The sequence below is a fragment of the Ruminococcus sp. AF20-12LB genome (assembly GCF_003478985.1).
Lineage (GTDB): Bacteria > Bacillota > Clostridia > Lachnospirales > Lachnospiraceae > Blautia_A.
In genome coordinates, this window is the sequence record NZ_QUGH01000005.1 from 92,180 (window position 1) to 111,865 (window position 19,686).

Here is a 19,686-nt window from a genome sequence, read left to right on the forward strand (position 1 = left end):
CCTCCTAGCTGTTCAGATATAAAGCAGAATCCGTACCCCAAGACGTCCTTTTTTTGTCTGACGGGATACTCCATCATAAATAAAACGTCCCTTTTTCCGAACGGATATGATGTCTCCCTCTTTGGGCTCATAACCATTGGATGTGATCAGTTTTCCATTTACAAAAACAAGCCCTTCTTCAATACAATGCACAATACTGCTTCTGGAAGTTCCAAAAGCCAGCGCGATCAGAGAATCCAGGCGTACGGATGCACAGGTTCCACTAACTGGTTTCAGTTCCGGTCTCGGAAGATCACCCGGATCTTCTATCTTCGACGCCACAACTGTGGTATGTCTTACACGACACAGATTCTCCAGAAAAAAATCTGTCATCTGACGCAGACAAAAAAAGCTCGCAGTATGATCTTCTATAAGAATATCCCCAACAACACTCCTGTCAACCCCAAGATTCAGGATCGCTCCCAAATAATCCCGATGTGTCAGATCTTCTGAAAATTTCACTGCTTTTGGTTCGAGCCGGATACAATCAATGGGATACTCCCATGTAAAAGCAAGAGCATCAGGGTGAAAGGCTACCATCTGACGCTCTGCATTCTCATATCCGCCAAAACCTTCCGCTGTAACACCCAGCTTATGAAAATTCTGACTGTTTAAAATATTCCGTTCATTTAAATTAAGAAAATCCGTAAATGTGGTAATATCTCTCTGATAGGCCAGATTTGCCAGTTCACGGATTCTCTTAACAAAAAGTTCTTCTTTATCCATGAGGTTAATAACCCACTCTTACAGACGGCACAGAACCGCCAAGGATATTCTGAAGATCACCTGTAATATCTACATTATATGGTCCAAGTACAAAAATATAGCTGGATACCTGCTGAAGGCTTCCTCCAAGTGAATAACATGCACCGGAAGTAAAATCGATGATCCTCTGTGCAAGCTCCACATCGATTCCTTCAAGATTCAGGATAACAGTAGAATTATCGACCAGTGTATCCGCAATTTCTCTTGCTTCCTCCATTGTTGTAGGCTTGATCACACAAACTTCCATATTTGCAGCCTGGGAAGAACGCTTGCTTGTACGCATCGGGGTGATCTTGGAAGAAGGTGCCGGTCTGGAAATACGGTCCTGTCTTGCCGGAGCCTTGGCTGCAGCTGTCTTTGCAGATGACTTGGCAACAGGTGCCTTAACCGCTTCATCTTCCGGCTCATCATCCAGAAAATCCTCTTCCTCGTCATTTTTTTTCTTGGAAAATTTCTCAAAAAATTTCTTCTTTGGTTTCTCTTCCATATCATCATCTTCATCGAGGAAATCGTCGTCATAATCGTCCTCATCCTCAAGAAGGCTATCATCTAACAATTCGTCATCGTCATAATCGTCGTTCAGTTTGATGGCATCTAAAAACTTGTCTAAAACGCCCATTTTAAATCTCCAATCTTATTAGTCTTATAATGCGTAATTTCTTGCACCAAAAATACCAGTGCCTACCCGCACCATCGTAGCGCCCTCCTGCACGGCAACCATGTAATCTCCGGTCATTCCCATGCTCAGAACACTCATAATAACATTATTAATGTTTTTAGCAGCAATGTCAACACTTAATTTCTTAAGTTCACGGAAAATTTCGCGATTTTCCTCTGCATTATCAACATAGGGAGCAATTGTCATGAGCCCATTTATCTGAATGTGTGAAAAATCTGCGATCTGTTCTATAAACGGTAAAACTTCTTCCGGTTTCAGACCAAATTTACTTTCTTCCTGCGCTACATTTACTTCTATAAGGATCGGGACGATAACCGCTTTTTTCGCTGCTTCTTTTTCAATCGTCTCGGCCAGGCGAAGCGAATCTACAGAATGGATCATTGCAACTTTATCCACAATATATTTTACTTTATTACGCTGAAGATGTCCGATCATATGCCATTTGACATCTGAAGGCATCTGATCATATTTATCTACAATCTCCTGCACTTTATTTTCTCCAAAGACACGTGCTCCGGCATCATAAGCCTCCTTCAGCATCTCCACCGGTTTGGTTTTGCTTACTGCGATCAGTGTGACTTCATTCGGATCTCTGTTTATTTTATTGCAGGATTCATTAATATTTTTCTGCACCTGTGCCAAATTTTCCGCTACCATGATATAAAGCCTCCTTTAATTAGTAAAGTATATCCTGTTCACTTACTTTATCTGCATTTTTCACAATACGGTCATATCGGACAAGCCCATTATAGGTTTCCTTTGATACAACTGCATATTCCTCATTTTCATCCAGGATCTCGATCCGGCGGAATACCGCATATCCCTGATTGATACAGAAAACTCCCTCCAGAACTTCTGTATCTCCGATGATAAACTTCTCTCCACTATCCGGATCAACAAGAGCATCGCCTTCTTTAAATTTATTCTTGTCTACGTAATAAATATAGCTTGTTTTCTGTGTTTCTTTGTCTGTGATCTCATCACGGCCATAGATACCGGCACTGACAAAGGTTCTCGTACTGTTGCCCTTTTTATTTCTGCCGGAAAGCATAAATCCCGATTGCTGCGTTTCAGCATCCGTCGTAAGATATTTGGAAGGTATTGCATAAAACTCCTTCGTTACGATAGAAGATAACGGAATCTTTAAACCTGTCACATTGTTCGTGACAAGCTCTATTTCCAGAAACCGGTCTGACGCATATCGGATCAGCCCCTTATTAAAATCGATCTTGCCATATTTAGCCCCATCGATCTCCATGATCGAAAAGTCTCCTGTCTGCGTCAGATCATCTTTCAGGAACTTGACGCGGATCGATGTACGCTCCTTCAGATTAGCAGCCTGCTTCTCACTTAAAGGGATCAAAAGACTCCAGCGTTCATCTGTAATGATCGTATAAATATCATCTCCGGCCTTTATCTGTCCATCTGTTTTCAGATCCGTTTCCTGATAGGAATTCTGATCAAAATCAGCTGCTGTGACATTATCAACGGTTTTTGTTTCGTAGCCATCTGTAGAATACAGGATGACCCCGTCTGTCTGCGCACGGCGGATATTCGGATCACTGGAAACTATTGTTGTAACTGTGGCTTCTTCTCCATCTTCAGACGTCGTACTTGCAGAAGAAGCTCCCGAACTATCTGAAGCATACTGAAGGATGCTTCCATTGAGCTGATATTTAAAACTATAGGTACTGTTAAATTTGCTGGGATCAAATCCTTTGGAAAAGCTTTGCATATTACTGCGTATATCCGCCAGTTCCTCTCTGCTCAGAGAGGTTACATTGTCTGCAGATCTTGAGCTGTTCAGGCTGTAAACAGCACCGTTGGCATTGATCTTGGTACCTTCCCTTGCGTAATATGTAACGTAACCGCCTGCATCTGCCTGCACTACGTTCTCTGTCATGATCGCCAGCCCTGTGTATGTCTCATTCATGGATAACGGACCGGAGGGAACCTGATAAGATTCCATATGAGAAGCTGTAAGATAAAGAATCACACTAAAGATCATATAGATAAAAATTGCTCCGAACATTACAGTTCCAATGTTCAGACCAAAAATTTTACGAAGCTTTGCTAAGAATCCCGGAGTTTTTCCGGAATGTACTTTATTGTCCGGCAAATGAATGCCTCCTTTACATCGTTCATCTCTTAAAGTTCGTTTTATTGTAACATTTTATTTAAATGAATACAAGCTTTAAAACGTGCGAACATACTTTCCGAATATCCGTTTGCTATTTTTTCAAAAGTATGTTATACTATTTAAAATATAATTTCGTGATGCTGTCATATTATGGTCGACAGCAGATAAAATCAACCCAGGGAGGTAAGTACACATGACATATGGCAGAATCAGTAAAAAGCAGCAGGAAATACTGGATTATATGAAAAACGAGATCCTTAACAGAGGTTTCCCGCCCTCCGTCCGTGAAATCTGTGAAGCAGTAAACCTGAAATCCACATCTTCCGTTCACTCCCATCTGGAAGCTCTGGAAAAAAACGGATATATCCGCAGAGATGCCACCAAGCCCCGTGCGATCGAGATCATTGATGATAATTTCAATCTGGTCCGCCGCGAGGTTGTCAATGTTCCTCTTGTAGGCACTGTTGCTGCCGGACAGCCGATCCTGGCAGTGGAAAATATCGATGCTTACTTTCCGATCCCGGCTGAATATATGCCCAATGAACAAAGTTTCATGCTGACTGTCAAAGGCGACAGTATGATCAATGCAGGTATTTTTGATGGAGATCAGGTTCTTGTAAAGCAGCAGGCAACAGCAGAAAACGGCGACATGGTGGTTGCTCTGATCGATGATTCTGCAACAGTTAAGACCTTCTACAAAGAAAATGGTTATTATCGACTTCAGCCGGAGAACGACAATATGGAACCGATCATCATTACCGGTAATCTGCAGATTCTCGGCAAAGTATTTGGTGTATTTCGTTTCTTTTCATGAAAGCATAAACAACTGATCCCAATGTAATGTGATCTAAAAAGAGAGATATCTTTAAGGTGGCTGTACCGCCCCACAAAGGTATCTCTCTTTTCTTTTTCAGCAGAAAACTTCTGCTTTTTGATTTCCTTTTTAGTTTACATAATATTTTTACAGTAAACCAATATAACGAATTTTACTCATTCTCACCAAGAAATTCTTCCGTATCAAGAATCTTGCCGTCTCTCCAGATTCTCTCAAGATCGTAGAAAAGTCTGTTTTCCTCATCAAAGATATGGATGATCATATCACCGTAATCCATGAGGACCCAGCTGGAGTTTCTGGTTCCCTCGATCTGTTTTGCTTCATATCCGGCACGGCCAAGCATTTCATCTGCATTGTCAACCATTGCCTGTACCTGATTCTGGTTGGAAGCACTTGCGATCACAAAATAATCTGCGATCACGGAAACCTCATGGATATCAATGATCTTGATATCCTTTGCTTTTTTATCATCCAGTGCCTTGCAGGCGATCCGGACCATCTCTTTTTCGATACTCATAGAATTTTAATCCTCCTGTCTGTTGGCTGCATCCTGCATTTTTCTGTCATGGAGTTCTTTATAATAAACATAAGCATCCCTGGTCGTACTGTCGATTTCCTTGGGATTTTCCTCCAGATATTCCAGTGTATCCTTTAAAATCTCATACATACACTCATCCAGATCTTCAAAAGCAATCTTTCGCACCTTCGCAAGATTCGGAGCTTTGTCACGCATTGGTTCAATATAGTCTGAAATATATACGATCTTCTCAAGAAGGCTCATTCCCGGTCTTCCTGTTGTATGATAAGTGATCGCTGTCAGGATCTCTTCGTCTTTAATATCATATTTACTGCTGGCCACATAAGCCCCCAGTTTGGCATGAAGAAGAAACGGATGATCCTTTTCAAAATCTGATACCGGAATATCATGCTGGCTGCACAGCTTCAGTTTCTTTTTATTAGGAATACACTTTGCACTGTCATGAAGAAGTCCTGCAGCCTGTGCATCCTCCAGATCATAATCATAAACCATGGCAAGCGCAGCACAAGTGTACATAACCCCCATTGTATGCTCAAATCTGGCCTCATCCAGATATTTGGAAAGTTTCTTTTTTATTTTGATAAAATCATATTTTCCCATCTGAATCATTTCCTTTATAGATATCATTTTTCTCGATATAGGAAATCACAGGCTGGGGAACATAGTAGCGGAGACTCTGCCCGCTTTCATGCCAGGAACGGAGCAGTTCACTGGAAACATCAATATTCATGGTATCCAGTCGAATAAAATTCCCGTTATACTTCTGTGACAGAAGTTGCATCTGCTGATCAAGTTCCTTCAATGGAGTATGATCTCTGGTTGCCACTACCAGTACTGCTTCATGACAAATGCGTTCCGGTTCCATCCAGGTATCAAAATTAAAAAGCGAATCTGCACCGATGATAAAATAATACTCTGTGTCCGGATTCGCTTTATTCAGCTGTTCCAGAGTCCGGTAAGTATACGTATAACCTTCCTCATGCATCTCGATCAGAGACAGCTCAAAGTGAGGATTATCCTCTATGGCAAGACGGACCATTTCCGCACGCTGTTCATCAGTCGCTCTGCCCTTACGGTTCCGTTTATGAGGTGGATTTCCGCAGGGCATAAACAAAACCTTATCAAGTTCAAGCTGTTCATAGGCTTTTTCTCCCAGGATCAAATGCCCCATATGAATGGGATCAAAAGTACCACCCATGATTCCTATTTTCTTTGTTGCTTTGCTCATTTATAACCTCCCGAGATTAGGGAAGAATGATTTTTTTCTTGTCCTTTTTACCTTCTCTGTAGAGAACGATCTTTTTACCGATCACCTGTACTACCTGAGATCTTGTTCTCTCTGCAAGAACCTGTGCCATTTCACGCGGATCCTCCAGACAGTTCTGAAGAACGCTGATCTTGATCAGCTCTCTTGCTGCAAGAGCTTCCTCAACAGCAGCGGTATTTTCAGGAGTAAGACCACCCTTGCCAAGCTGAAGGATCGGATCCATTGTCATGGCAAGGCCTTTTAAATATGCTCTCTGCTTACTTGTCATTGTCATACCTCTTTATTTATAATAATCAAAATCAAAGCCATACATACGAACCGTATCACCTTCCTGGATACCGGCTTTCTCCAGTTCCTCCAGGATACCGCCCTCTTTCAGGAATTTCTGGAAGAAAGCAAAGCCCTTCTCGGAATCCAGATTTGTATAGCCAAGCATTTTTTCAATCTTAGGACCTTCCACAAGGAATACTTCCGGATCTTCTTCGCTGCGCTCCACAGTAAATGGAAGATTTTCATTTACAAGAACATCTTCCGGGAAGAATTCCTGTTCAAACACTACCGGTTTCATCGGGCTCTTATCCAGAAGCTCTTTCACATGGAAAAGAAGCTCTCTGACACCCTGTCCAGTAACAGCTGAAATCGGATAAACGGAAATACCCTGCGGTTCAAACTCTGCTTTCAGCCGATCGATGGGGCTTTCTTCTCCATCGTCAAAAATACAGTCGATCTTGTTGGCTGCGATAACCTGCGGTCTTGCCGCAATTTCCGGATTGTAAGCTTCCAGCTCTTTATTGATCTTGTGGATATCCTCTACCGGATCACGACCTTCTACGGAAGCTGCATCTACAATATGGATGATAACCCGTGTACGCTCAATATGACGGAGGAATTCATGTCCAAGCCCTACACCTTCCGATGCACCCTCGATCAGTCCCGGGATATCAGCGATAACAAAGCCGCCGTTATCAGTATCTACAACTCCAAGATTAGGACTCAACGTTGTAAAATGATAGTTGGCGATCTTCGGCTGTGCATTTGTCACACGGGAAAGAAAGGTAGATTTACCAACATTCGGAAATCCTACCAGACCAACATCCGCGATCACTTTAAGTTCAAGGAGAACCTCAAGTTCCTGAGCCGGCTGTCCAGGCTGGGCATATTTCGGTACCTGCATGGTAGCTGTTGCATAGTGCTGATTGCCTTTTCCACCACGACCGCCTTTTAATACGATCTGTCTGCGATTCTCACCGGACATATCCGCGATGACCTTGCCGGATTCCGCATCCATGATCACCGTACCTTCCGGAACCTTCAGGACCACATCCTTACCGTCTGCACCATGGCAGCGTTTTTTACCGCCTTCCTGGCCATCCTCAGCTTTATATTTTCTTCTGTGTCTGTAGTCTCCGAGAGTATTCTGGCCCTCGTCGATCTCAAAAATCACATCACCGCCACGGCCACCATCGCCGCCGTCCGGCCCGCCATTGGGTACATACAGCTCACGGCGGAAGCTTACATGTCCGTCGCCGCCTTTACCGGAGCGGATAATGATCCTTGCTCTATCTGCAAACATATTACACCTCTATTCCAAAAAAAGGCTCCAAACCGGATCGATTTGAAGCCTTTTACCTATTTCATTACTCTGCGTCTACAGGAACGATAGAAACCTGTTTCTTATCGCGACCTTTTCTTGTGAATCTTACGACTCCGTCTGTAAGTGCAAATAAAGTATAGTCTTTACCGCAGCCTACGTTTTCACCTGGGTGAATCTTGGTTCCGCGCTGTCTGTAAAGAATGTTTCCGGCTTTTACAAACTGTCCGTCTGCTCTTTTCGCACCTAATCTCTTAGACTCGGAATCACGACCGTTCTTTGTAGAACCAACTCCTTTTTTATGTGCGAATAACTGAAGGTTCATCTTCATCATTGTTGTTACACCTCCTTGACTTTTACTGTCAAATATCGATTGTTATAACTACCAGCAATTTCCGTCAGACCGAGAAGTAAGGAATCCATAAGGAGCATCCCCCGTTCAGAAAGATCATTTCTGAAATGAATGGAAACAAATCCATCCTTTTCCTGCACATCAAATTTATCATCTGTGAATTTTTCAAGAGAATTCACCGTGGTAATGATCAGTGCAGATACCGCAGCACAAACAATATCCTGTCCAGCTTCTGCATAACCGGCATGTCCCTTCGAAATAAATTCTTCATAAGATCCATTTTTCTTTCTGACTTTAATTGTAATCATGATGACACCAGATTAACCGTTAATCTTTTCGATCTTAACTTTGGTGTACTGCTGTCTGTGTCCGTTTTTCTTGTGATATCCAGTTTTGCGTTTGTATTTGTAAACGATGACCTTGCGATTCTTACCGTTTTCAACTACAGAAGCGGTAACACTGGCATCTTTTACATCCTCGCCAACCTTTAATCCGTCATTGCTGACTGCGATCACGTTGTCAAATGTTACGGTTTCACCAGCTTCTACACCGAGCTTTTCAACTTTAATTACGTCACCCTCGGCAACCTTGTACTGTTTACCACCTGTTGCAATAATTGCGTACATCTGTGGCACCTCCTAATTATTTACTCGCCAAATTCGGTGGCTTCTGTTCTGAAACTGAAGCTCTTTAACCTCTTTGTGCGGCATACTCGATTATCATAACAGTGACATACTGTTATGTCAATAGTTTTTTTGATATTTTTATTATTTTTTTGTAAGCTCCCGAATGTCCTCGATCACCGGACGTCTTACTTTCTTTCTGGTCATTTCCAGGATATGCAATGGTGTGATATCAATGGCCCTGCTCTTTATCGGATCCTTTCTGAGAAGCTTCTGTAAAACATGAAAGAGTTCCTCTCTGTGATCCGGATTTTCCATGTTGATAAAATCGATCAGGATAATACCGGAGAGATTACGAAGCCTCAGCTGCCGACTGATTTCCGCTGCCGCTTCCAGATTGATCTTGCGGAAGGTTTCTTCCATTTTCTTCTTTCCGGTATATTTTCCACTGTTTACATCAATGGATACAAAGGCTTCCGTCTGCTGGATCACCAGAAATCCGCCGCTGTTCAGCCATACTTTTTCTTTCTGGATCGCATCCAGTGCAGTTTCCACGCGATACAACTTATAAAGCGGAAGAAGTTTGTCCTGATAAAAACGAAGCTTCTCTTTAAGCTCCGGGCTGATCTCTTCCAGATATCCCAAGATCATTTCTCTGATTTCCGGTACATCGGTAATGATCTCATCCAGGTCACGACCATACGCATCTCTCACAGCCGCCACATAAAATGGTTCTGTCTCCAGTACCAGACTGAAACAGGTTCGGTTCCGTCCCTGGACCACAGCTTTATGGTAGCGGCCCTTCAGCCACTCCAGTTCCTTCAGGATCTCTTCTTTGGAAGCATCTGCGGCATTGGTCCGGACAATGATCCCGAATTCCTTATCCGGACGCTCTGCTTCTTCTTTCAGCCATCCGCTGAGGCGATGGCGGTCTTCCTGTGCCAGCTTGGAAGACAGACCAAACTTTTTATCTCCTGTAGTGAGAACAAGATATCTTCCCGTAAAATTCAGATTGGAGGTCAATGCCGGAAGTTTCCCCTTCATGGCATCCCTGCTTACCTGGACCAGAAGCTCATCTCCAGGCCGCAATGGTCCGTTGCCTTTTCTTCCTGCGGAAAAAACAGCTCTCTGTGCCTCCGCAAGAGGGTAGTAGCATCTCTTTCCAGGCTCGATCTGCACAAAAGCCGCCTGGATATTGGATGCGATATTTTCGACCTGTCCGGTGTATATATTTCCAAGAATGGATTTTTCCTGATCGGATTCCAGCCGGATCTCGACGATCCGTTCCTCCTCTGAAAGGGCCGCTACTGTACAGGACACACCATGGATCTCCATTCTTGTAATGATCAGTTTACTCAATTTCCTCACCTAATGATTCCAGAGTCACAAAACGTGGACTTGCATTTTCTCCTTCATCGGCATACATTTCCAGACGTTTCACTGTGAAGGCAAATTCCGGAAGTTCTTCTCCAAGCCAATGAAAAAAGGTGTTTGTTACCATCTCCGGCTTCGTATAATTAGAGCTTGCAGATGCCAGCATATAGAAGAACCCATTCTCTCTTACTTCCATTTTATAGATATTCGGGCGGAGATCGATTTCCTTTTCGCTGCGCTTAGTCTGCTTGGTCACTTTGATCTCCGGCTGTGCCAGAAATTCCTTCACTTGTCCTTTCCAGTCGATAGAAGGCTCTTTGCCCGGACGGAACTCCACAAGATAATCTGCTGCTGCCACCAACGCCATCGCTTTACCCGCTTTCCCATCCTCTACCTTGCGAACACTTACGATATGCATCCCCTCTGCCATCTGTCCCTCCAGACGGGCTGCGATCTCTGCAGTAGGCATATCTTCTGCCATTTCCAGGTCAAAATAATCTCCGAGACTCTCCATCCCTACTCCAAGGGGAACTGCAAAAGACATGATCATATGCGGGCTGTACCCGCCGGAAAACGCTACCGGAAGCTCTGCACGACGAAGCGCTTTCTGAAAATAACGCATGGTATCCAGATGTCCCACAAACTTCATAGGACCCTCTTTGCTGAATTTAATTCTTACCTTCAAGGCAGACACCTCCTTTAAATTTCATAGCTCCACATGCGGAACATTTCTGACGGCAGTTTTCTGTCACAACACCCTCTTTTGCACGCTGCCATTCACGCTCCAGGAATCTGCGGCTGACACCGGTATCAATGAAATCCCATGGAAGGATCTCATCCAGGCTTCTTTCACGAAGTGTGTAGAATGTCATATCCACTCCGCATTCAGCCATAGCATCCTTCCAGATATCATAATCAAAATTTTCTGTCCAGGCATCGTAAAGGGCACCTTTTTCATAAGCCTTCAGGATCACGTCCGCACATCGCCTGTCCCCACGTGCGAGAAATCCTTCCAGAGCTGTTACATCCGGTTCATGCCAGTTATAACGGATACTTCTCTGATTCAGCTGGGCACGGACTTCATTTTTAACCACCTTGGCTTTTTCCACAAAATCCTGCTCTGTATACATTGGTGCCCACTGAAATGGGGTAAATGGCTTCGGCACAAAGAAAGAAGTGCTGACGTTGATCTGTACCTTACCTTTACGCTGTTCTTTCGGAACCACTTCATAATAGGTCTCTGCGATCTTCTGTGCCAGATGAGCAATTCCCTTCATATCGTCTTCTGTTTCTGTGGGAAGACCGAGCATAAAGTAAAGCTTCACCTGATTCCAGCCGCCCTTGAACGCTTCGCCTGCACCATGGAGGATCACTTCCTCTGTCAGTCCTTTGTTGATAACGTCACGAAGTCGCTGAGAACCAGCCTCCGGAGCAAAGGTCAGGCTGCTTTTCTTTACATCCTGCACTTTACTCATAACATCCAGTGCAAACGCATCGATCCTGAGAGATGGTAAGGAAATATTAACAGCCTTTCCATGAAACTCTTCGATCAGGAAATTCACCAGCTCTTTCAGCTGGGAATAGTCACTGGAGCTTAAGGAACTGAGGGAAATCTCTTCGTGTCCTGTATTTTTCAGCATGGTACGCGCCGATTCCTTCAAAGTCTCCACATCACGTTCACGGGTCGGACGGTAGATCATACCTGCCTGGCAGAAACGACAGCCTCGAATGCATCCTCTCTGGATCTCAAGAGTTACACGATCCTGTGTTGCCTTGATGTGAGGAACAACCGGCGCCTCCACAGCCCGGTATTCCTTTTCCATATCAATGATCAGCTGTTTCTGGACCTTCTCAGGAACACCATCCGCCGTCGGTGCAAAGGATGCGATCGTACCATCTTCTTTATAGGTAACTTCATAGAGAGACGGAACATAAATTCCAGGAATCTTAGCTGCTGTCAGGAGAAAATCCTTCCTGCTGCCACCAGCCTTTTTATTGGCCTTGTACGCATCAAAAAGTGCATCATAAACCGTTTCACCTTCTCCGATATAAAACATATCAAAAAAAGGTGCCAGTGGCTCCGGATTATACGCACAGGCACCGCCACCGATCACAATAGGGAAATCCTCACCACGGTCTGCGCTTTTCAGCGGGATACCACTGAGATCCAGTACCTGGAGGATATTGGTATAGCACATCTCGTACCCGATCGTAATTCCAAGAAAATCAAAATCCCGGATGGGCTCCTGGGATTCCAGTGCAAACAACGGGATCTTCTTCTCCCTCATCACCTTATCCAGATCCGGCCATGGGGAAAAGAGCCGCTCACACCATACGTCCTCACGCTGGTTGAACATGTTATAGAGGATCATCATGCCCAGGTTTGACATTCCGATCTCGTAGACATCCGGAAAACACATTGCGAAACGGATATCTACCGCATTTTTATCTTTCATTACGGAGTTGACTTCACCGCCGATATAGCGGGCAGCTTTGTCTACTTTTAGCAATATTTCATCACTTAATGCTAGTTTTCTCATAATTTTCCTTTCTTTAGTTGTGCACATTGTACAAACCAGTCGAATTAGTAAGCAGTCTGTACAATATATAACTCATATTAAAAATAATATGTCATTTTACCTACTGAAAACCCTCTGAAAAAAGGCCGTTCAGGGCGTTTGGTCAAAAAATGGGTTTTCTGCAACTACTTGACAATAAACATCATGTTTTATGAAAAACCAGTATTTACAAGGGATTTTTCGTTTCCTACAGCACGAAAAAACAATTCCTGTCAGAAAATAACTTCCTTAAAAACTTAGTGCCATGTAGGGTGAAAATTTGACATATATCTTTCGCTATTATAAACACATCAACAGGTAAATTCAAGATTATATGTCATAATACCCTGCTATATCCGGCATATCCAGTGAATGAGCATTTTTAGATTCAGGAATGACTTCGTCCACAAACGGTTGCATCATAGAAGCAAGATTAACCATTTTCATTTTCGATTTTACATAAATCTCTTTTGTAAAATCAGAGCTGTAATGCCCAAGGCTGGTTGAAATTGCTTTCATGCTCACATGATACTGGGAAAGTATTGTAGCATATGTTGTTCGTAGTTTTCTCCATTCAATAAAGCGGAACCCGCATTTTTTTACAACTCTTTTATATGGTTTGTCTTTAAAACTTCTGTTCCATGGTAGACCATTGTCCTGGCATATAAGATATCCAAGGTCATGGAAATCGTCTCCCAGATACTCTTTTAGTTCATTATAATGTCTGCGTTGAAGAATGATTTCATCAATTACAAAGTCGGCTAAAGGCACTTCTCTGACGCTATTATGAGTTTTGGTACATTTTTCCTGCGTTAATAAGCTTTGTCCTGGGACACCGTCATTTGTAATTGTGCGTCCCAACTGGCTTTCTACATAAAGCTTGTTGTTCATAAAATCAATGTTTTGATACTTGACAGCAATCGTTTCTGAAATTCTCAATCCAGTTGTAACAGCAAGTAGCATAGCCATAAAGATATGCGGTTCTTCTGTTTTGCAGGTATATAAAAGCATGGATACCTGTTCTACAGAATAGACGTTTGAACGGTCTGCTAGTTTCTTCTGAAATTCTTTTTTCTGCTTTTTGGCATACTCTCTTCTGGTTCCTCTTTTTTGGGCTTTATGAAGAGTGATTGCAGAATCCACGAGGTTATTGGAAACATAACCGTTTATCCGGGCATACTTAAACGAACCAGATAATACTCCGTAAGCAACTCTCAGCATATCAGGAGACTTAATGGTATCAAGTCCCTTGATAAAGTCATCACTTTTTAAATCGCGGAGGTATTTATTACCGATTGCCTTAATCAGGTAATTATAGATGATATTTCGGTAAGACATAAATGTGTTATATGCAATATCTTTTGTGTCAATCATATAATAATACAGCCAGTAATCAAAAAACTCTTTTACTGTATAATCATATGGAAAAAATTCCTGGTTATATAACTGTGCTATTACAATTTCCCTTGCCTTGGAAGCTTCTGCTTTTGTGTCAAACCCACCTTTTTGATAATCCGCCTGATCTCCAGATTCAAAGGTAAACGTTACCCTGTAACAGTATTTTTTTCTTGACTTCAAGTATACAATACTGTCATTAAATTTCCATGAAATAATCTTTCCGTAAAAGAATGTTTCCCTTACGTCCGGACTTGTTATTTCTTTTACATGCATTATTTTCCACCTCCACTGTTTGTCAGGGCGATGGCAGGATCCATGGTATGAGATATATTGTCTTGATCTGATCTTGGGCATCCATAATACCGCAGTAAATATCAAAGGTTGTATTAATATTTTTGTGTCCGAGTACTTCCGAAATCTTCTCCATAGGAATGTCCATCTCAATTAATGCAGTTGCACACATGTGTCTTAGTGTGTGCATGGAAATGTGAGGCAGATTACAGGATTTGGTGATAGCATTAATTCCTGTATTAAGTGTTGCACCACTTTTTATCCGCCCATACATTCCAAGGCAAACATAATCCTTGAAGTCACGATTTTCAGTCTTTGCAATGATACGTTCATTTTCTTCCCTGCGGATTTTTAATTCCTCAAAAATAACAGATGGAACTATGAGACACCGGTTACTGTTTAAGGTTTTCGGCGGTTTGAAGGTTCTTTCAGAAGGATAAACTTTTACCTGTTTGTCATTGTCGGATCCTTTACTTTCGTAATGATAATCCCTGGTATACTGCCGCTGTATTGTAAGGGTTCGGGATTTTTTGTGGAAATCGGAATATTTTAGACCTAAGATTTCACCCGTTCTCAGCCCACATACCAAAGCAAGCAGGATTTCAAAATAACAAGTATGATAAACCTTAGCGGTACGAACAAAAGAGTTTATTTGCTCTTTGGTGTATAGATCCATTTTTTTTCTGCCTGAACAACAAGGTTTTATTCCCAGAAGAACTTTTGGCGATATGAAACCACTCTTTTCTGCTTCTTTTAAAATGACACGCAGAACCTTATAAGTCATCTCGCCGGAACTGTTGCTGTACTTTTTACATTCGGAAAGCAAATCATTTACAAATGTGTCTGTCAGCATACTTAATAGAACATCTCTGCGAATTTTGGGCAGAATTATTTTGTAAATTACCCAGAAATACTTTAGCTGGTTGCTGCTGTCTGTAAACTCTGTCAGGTAATGTTCCTGCCAGTACTGCAGATATTCTGCAAAAGTATAGGAGTTCTGGGTAAGATTCTTGATACGGGAAATTGCCTTCCTGTAAATCTCCTCTGAAATAAAATAGCTTTCAGATGCTTCCTCTTTTGACTGAAATCCGGTTTTAATGTCATACTCAATTGAGTATGTCTTTGCATTGATTTTTTTTCAATATGGTTCCATGAACCATTTTTTTCAAATACATTATAATCTGTCAATGATACTTGCATTGTGATCCTCCTTTAAAGTAACACAGAATGCCCCCTTCATTGACAAGTTAACTTTATCACGCAGTAACATTCTGTGTCAATATGATGCATCGTTAAGATTAGATGCCATGGGAATACCTCCATATTTTTTTCAGTTTATTTCTAATATGTCATTTCCGGCATTCTCTGGCGAATTTTTATAAGAAAAAATAAAAAAGGGCCCGCCACGAAAGCAGGTCCGTAAAAATTGTCTGTATATACAGATTTACGCTTTTTCTGGATTCCAGTCCATTACATCGAATCTTCCATTTTTCTTTTTTCCTTTAAAAATGATCTCTTTTTTAAAGACTTCACCCTGAATTTTGTAGCTGTCCCAATCTAAAGACTCGTATACTGCCGGCATAATGATGTTTCCATTAAAATCGATAGCTCCATATCCATTTTTTCCCTTTACAACAACAAATTCTTCGAGATACCCTCCTGAGATCTCAGAGAACTCTTCAAATTCTTTGATAACCTGCACGGAAGCAGTTTCATCCGATTCATTTGAATATTGAAGCAGTAATACATGTCCATTTCGTACTGCCATTCCCGTGGATGCGATGAACGGAAGCCTGCCGATTGATTCACACTTGTCAATAAGCACGGTGCCATTTTTGTCAATAATTGCCCATCCCTCAGATGTCTTTACTCTCGCCACTGTTCCATTACGTTCTAATGGATTGGCTTCTTCATAGGTACCGGTCATATAACTTCTGTCTTCAGAAATAAAATAAAACCCATTTCCTTCACTGACACAGGATGAGTGGTCTGACATGGGCGAAGCGTCTGTATATTTTGGTTTAATAACTACTTTCCCGTCCGTCTTTGAGATAAATCCGATCAGCCCTTCATTATCTATAACACGGCAATAATCGGAAAATGGATCCTTTTCGATTGCCCTGTAAACATCGGACAATACCCTTTTCCCTCTCATTAAATACGCTCCGTCATTATCAAATACAATGCGGGTTCCATTTTGGGAAACGGTCATGGAATCGTCATACTGGTATTTCATACTGTTACTCATATAAAAATATCCGGCCACAGCAATACTTATAAATATAACCGCAAGGATCAGTATTGTAAAAAAATGACCCTTGTGGTCTGTATCCTCCGTCTCTTCCGTGTAATCCTCATCATTCAAACTGATAGCTTTTAATAATTTTTCAATCATATACTCTTCTCCTTATGACATTTACTGGGTTTACAGTTACAAATCATGCCAGCATACTTAATGGTACCTGTGAAGAAACCCATGACTGAAGTCAGGGGTTCTTCACGATAAAAGTATACTATAGAAGTTTTTGTTATTTCGATGTCAATACATTAAGAAATACAAAATGTCTGCTTTCATAAGATATTAGTTGCAGGCGAGATGTTCGTTGAGAACGCTCGTCTCCTCAAAGCTGAGAGCTGTTCCATTCCACAGATCGGTTACCGTGGAAACAAACATGGGATCGTCTTCTTTAGCAAGGTAATTTTTGATTGCAGACCATGTATGTTTCATGGTATAGCTGTCCGCACAGATAGGATTATCAGCCTGATTGGTACAGAGTTCTGCAATAAGGAGTGCAGTGAATTTATCCGTACCGTTCTCGTCTTCCAGAGATAACCATGGCGTGATTGTTTTGATGAATTTCACCAGGTACTTCTGGTTTTCCATAGAAGTACCGGAGCCGAAGCGGTCAGCCATAAGGGAAGCGATCCACTGGTTAAAATCTGCTGTCTGGAAATAGTTGTTCAGGAATTCCGCTACCTTTTTGTCGTCGTGCTCATAGCGGATCACCATCTGCAGGATGACATTTTTGAACTGGGTACTGTCACCGTAAATCCGACCCATATATTCCGTGCAGAAATCAGCAAAGTTTTTCCCGAACTGTCCGATGACTTCCAGGGCCCTTCGCAGTACATAGTAGTTCTGTTTGATTGCGGAAGCATATGGGGAAAAATGTTGTCTGGCATAGGAAAGCACCTGTCTCTTCTGCTGGTCGTTCCAGCCATCCTTGAACATTCCTGCAATCATATAGATATATGCCAGCATGAGGTCCGACTGCTTGCAGGTTTTCGCGATATCCATACATGGCTCAAAGAAATCTTCAGGATTAGATGCCTGACCGATGGTTTCCAAGGCTCTGGATAGCTGCGGATTCAATTCATGTCCGAGTTTATTCTTGTTCCTATCAGACAGAGCCCGCAGTTCGTTCAGTTCGCTTTTGGGGTTTAATTTTATTTTCTCGACGGTACTGATATTTTTGGATGTTCTTTCTGTACGTTTTAAGGACGCCATATCCATTTCCATTGTTTTCTTTGTTTCAGGCTGTCCGGTGATCCAGGCTTCCATGGTCATCATTCGCAGCGGGTTAATGTAGATCTGAAAACTGATAGGAGTATCTGCCGGATAACTCCTGCCGAATTTTACTGTCCTTGTAGCTATCCTGCGGTTTGGGAGGTTCTTTGTTTTACCCCGTCCGAGGAACATTTCGATACCCAGGGAGCTTGTTGCCTTATCCAGTTTATACTTGTCACGGATTTCTTCCGATTTATAAGGAAGTTCAGTACCTGCCGGAATTAGCTGGCTTACATACTCACCTCGTAATCCGAGGTTAATGGTATCGTTTAAAATGGTGCTGGTATTAAATGCAATGCCTGGATGCAGAGCACTGGTGCATACGTTTGTTTTTTCAGAAGATGATGGATCTTCCAGCTTACGTACATTATATTTGTGGAGGCAGTAATGGTAATATACAGCTCCCCTTGCTACGGATAAATCGGGATCACTGGTTGTCAGTGGTTCAAACCCGAAGAAATCCTTTAAACGTTTTGGGATAAGATAAAACTTGGTCATGCCTCCATTTAAAATAACCGCATCTATTTTTGTATCTTTCCCACATTTATCGATGACATCAAGAACAGGGTAGATGATGTTATTTACGTCCCTTTCCGCCATATGCTGGATTTTTGATGCATCCTCCAGCTTATACTTATATCCCATAAGTGGGGATACAATCCTTTCTACATCCGATCTGGTATAAGTGTCGGCATAAGCATAAGAATCATAAAGATCAATGTCCATAACTTCCAGTTCATAATCTTCTGGAAGGTCAATGGCAGACATTCTGGCACTGTCATAGGCCTGGGACAGGTCTACTTTTAATTTTTCAGCCAGTTTTCTTAATTTGCACATGACCTCTTCTTTTCGTTTAATGCTTACTTTAATACCATTGCTATCTTCAAAACGTTTTAACATATCTGCGGCCAGCAGTTCATCAAAATTATCACCGCCAAGAAGCGTATATCTGCTGATTGCCAGATCCTTGATGTTAAGGATCCCTTTTTCTGTATAACCTACCCGGTGGATTGTAACATCGAGGGTTCCGCCTCCGAGGTCAAATACAAGGACGTTCTTTTCTGTATCCAGCGACAGCAGGTCAGAAGGAATCTCCCCGCATTCCTGCATCCGCATGAAATCATAAATAACTGCCTTAGGTTCATAAAGCAGGACATCATGCAGATTTTCCACATTGATTCTCGCCTTCCGTGCGGCATCGAGAGTAGCCTGGCACTGGTCTGAATCAAAGGAAGCAGGTACGGTTATAATAACATCACTTAGTTCATTCTGAAACAGCCGCTTTTTGGCAGAATTGATCATGAAAGAAAGAATCTGTGCGGAAACATCAGAAGGGGTCTTGTCCGGGATTTCATCAACAAGGGGTACCTGGTCGCTGGTACCCATTAATGATTTTACTGACTTGCATACATAACCGCTGCGGGTTCCGTATCTGCTTTTCGCATAATCTCCGATATCGGCAGTCATTTTTCCGTCACTGTTCTTGTAATAGAATACAACGGAGGGAAGAAGGGGATTTCTTGACTTGCTTCCTGTATCGTTTTTGCGGTCAAGCTCCAGTACGATTGGTTTCATGGTATTATTCTGCATGTTTCCATAAGCGATAACGGAATTAGTCGTTCCAAGATCAATGGCAGTATAATATTGTTTTTCGGACATAATCGATTC

At 42.2% G+C, this 19,686-nt stretch carries 21 protein-coding genes; 1 reads left to right on the top strand and 20 read right to left on the bottom strand.

Annotated elements, in window-relative coordinates; genetic code table 11:
• Window positions 1-12: 12 nt before the first annotated feature.
• Genes DWX61_RS08120 through DWX61_RS08135 form a run of 4 tightly spaced genes read right to left on the bottom strand, consistent with a single transcriptional unit; the run spans window position 13 to window position 3,602 of the window.
• Window positions 13-765 (bottom strand): YlmH/Sll1252 family protein, encoded by a 753-nt coding sequence (locus DWX61_RS08120; protein WP_118624692.1) that lies wholly within the window; start codon window positions 763-765, stop codon window positions 13-15.
• A gap of 4 nt (window positions 766-769) precedes the next feature.
• Window positions 770-1,423, bottom strand: coding sequence for a cell division protein SepF (locus DWX61_RS08125; RefSeq protein ID WP_118624694.1), 654 nt, complete (start codon window positions 1,421-1,423; stop codon window positions 770-772).
• Between the two features lie 24 nt (window positions 1,424-1,447).
• A complete protein-coding gene (locus tag DWX61_RS08130; protein ID WP_118515432.1) occupies window positions 1,448-2,140 on the bottom strand; it encodes a YggS family pyridoxal phosphate-dependent enzyme in 693 nt (230 codons plus the stop codon).
• Between the two features lie 19 nt (window positions 2,141-2,159).
• A complete protein-coding gene (locus tag DWX61_RS08135) occupies window positions 2,160-3,602 on the bottom strand; it encodes a biotin/lipoyl attachment domain-containing protein (RefSeq protein ID WP_118624696.1) in 1,443 nt (480 codons plus the stop codon).
• A gap of 214 nt (window positions 3,603-3,816) precedes the next feature.
• Between DWX61_RS08135 and lexA the strand changes: the two genes are divergently transcribed.
• Window positions 3,817-4,437, top strand: coding sequence for a transcriptional repressor LexA (lexA, locus tag DWX61_RS08140; protein WP_015525162.1), 621 nt, complete (start codon window positions 3,817-3,819; stop codon window positions 4,435-4,437).
• A gap of 172 nt (window positions 4,438-4,609) precedes the next feature.
• Here the strand turns inward: lexA and rsfS are convergent, their stop codons facing one another.
• The 16 genes from rsfS to DWX61_RS08220 all read right to left on the bottom strand — a co-directional run bounded on the left by rsfS (window position 4,610) and on the right by DWX61_RS08220 (window position 19,677).
• Window positions 4,610-4,975 (bottom strand): ribosome silencing factor, encoded by a 366-nt coding sequence (gene rsfS, locus DWX61_RS08145; RefSeq protein WP_118624698.1) that lies wholly within the window; start codon window positions 4,973-4,975, stop codon window positions 4,610-4,612.
• 6 nt (window positions 4,976-4,981) lie between these two features.
• On the bottom strand, window positions 4,982-5,596 hold the full coding sequence (gene yqeK, locus DWX61_RS08150) for a bis(5'-nucleosyl)-tetraphosphatase (symmetrical) YqeK (RefSeq protein ID WP_015525164.1): 615 nt from the start codon (window positions 5,594-5,596) through the stop codon (window positions 4,982-4,984).
• A complete protein-coding gene (nadD, locus tag DWX61_RS08155) occupies window positions 5,583-6,224 on the bottom strand; it encodes a nicotinate-nucleotide adenylyltransferase (protein ID WP_118624700.1) in 642 nt (213 codons plus the stop codon). The genes yqeK and nadD overlap by 14 nt, the downstream gene beginning before the upstream one ends.
• A gap of 16 nt (window positions 6,225-6,240) precedes the next feature.
• A complete protein-coding gene (gene yhbY, locus DWX61_RS08160) occupies window positions 6,241-6,531 on the bottom strand; it encodes a ribosome assembly RNA-binding protein YhbY (protein ID WP_021978046.1) in 291 nt (96 codons plus the stop codon).
• Between the two features lie 12 nt (window positions 6,532-6,543).
• Entirely contained in the window at window positions 6,544-7,836 is a 1,293-nt protein-coding gene (gene obgE, locus DWX61_RS08165; RefSeq protein ID WP_118515427.1) for a GTPase ObgE, read from the bottom strand.
• A 64-nt stretch (window positions 7,837-7,900) separates the two neighbouring features.
• Window positions 7,901-8,188, bottom strand: coding sequence for a 50S ribosomal protein L27 (gene rpmA / locus DWX61_RS08170; protein WP_015525168.1), 288 nt, complete (start codon window positions 8,186-8,188; stop codon window positions 7,901-7,903).
• A gap of 5 nt (window positions 8,189-8,193) precedes the next feature.
• Window positions 8,194-8,514: a ribosomal-processing cysteine protease Prp gene (locus DWX61_RS08175; RefSeq protein ID WP_015525169.1), complete on the bottom strand. Its 321-nt coding sequence runs from the start codon at window positions 8,512-8,514 to the stop codon at window positions 8,194-8,196.
• Between the two features lie 12 nt (window positions 8,515-8,526).
• The gene (gene rplU / locus DWX61_RS08180) at window positions 8,527-8,832 is read right to left on the bottom strand and encodes a 50S ribosomal protein L21 (protein ID WP_015525170.1); all 306 of its coding nucleotides are present in this window, start codon (window positions 8,830-8,832) and stop codon (window positions 8,527-8,529) included.
• A gap of 141 nt (window positions 8,833-8,973) precedes the next feature.
• Complete coding sequence (locus DWX61_RS08185; protein ID WP_330575494.1) at window positions 8,974-10,188, bottom strand: ribonuclease E/G; 1,215 nt, start codon at window positions 10,186-10,188, stop codon at window positions 8,974-8,976.
• Window positions 10,181-10,897 (bottom strand): TIGR03936 family radical SAM-associated protein, encoded by a 717-nt coding sequence (locus DWX61_RS08190; RefSeq protein ID WP_334295811.1) that lies wholly within the window; start codon window positions 10,895-10,897, stop codon window positions 10,181-10,183. Before DWX61_RS08190 ends, DWX61_RS08185 begins: the two co-directional genes overlap by 8 nt.
• Complete coding sequence (locus DWX61_RS08195) at window positions 10,872-12,743, bottom strand: TIGR03960 family B12-binding radical SAM protein (RefSeq protein WP_118624704.1); 1,872 nt, start codon at window positions 12,741-12,743, stop codon at window positions 10,872-10,874. The genes DWX61_RS08190 and DWX61_RS08195 overlap by 26 nt, the downstream gene beginning before the upstream one ends.
• A gap of 348 nt (window positions 12,744-13,091) precedes the next feature.
• Window positions 13,092-14,432, bottom strand: coding sequence for a tyrosine-type recombinase/integrase (locus DWX61_RS08200; RefSeq protein ID WP_182433965.1), 1,341 nt, complete (start codon window positions 14,430-14,432; stop codon window positions 13,092-13,094).
• 22 nt (window positions 14,433-14,454) lie between these two features.
• A complete protein-coding gene (locus DWX61_RS08205) occupies window positions 14,455-15,126 on the bottom strand; it encodes a site-specific integrase (RefSeq protein WP_182433966.1) in 672 nt (223 codons plus the stop codon).
• Window positions 15,127-15,395: 269 nt separating this feature from the next.
• Window positions 15,396-15,650: a hypothetical protein gene (locus tag DWX61_RS08210; RefSeq protein ID WP_118624710.1), complete on the bottom strand. Its 255-nt coding sequence runs from the start codon at window positions 15,648-15,650 to the stop codon at window positions 15,396-15,398.
• Window positions 15,651-15,894: 244 nt separating this feature from the next.
• Window positions 15,895-16,845 carry a WG repeat-containing protein gene (locus DWX61_RS08215; RefSeq protein ID WP_118624712.1) on the bottom strand — a complete coding sequence of 317 codons (951 nt, stop codon included), beginning with the start codon at window positions 16,843-16,845 and terminating at the stop codon, window positions 15,895-15,897.
• Between the two features lie 186 nt (window positions 16,846-17,031).
• Window positions 17,032-19,677: an Hsp70 family protein gene (locus DWX61_RS08220; RefSeq protein WP_182433967.1), complete on the bottom strand. Its 2,646-nt coding sequence runs from the start codon at window positions 19,675-19,677 to the stop codon at window positions 17,032-17,034.
• Window positions 19,678-19,686 lie beyond the last annotated feature (9 nt).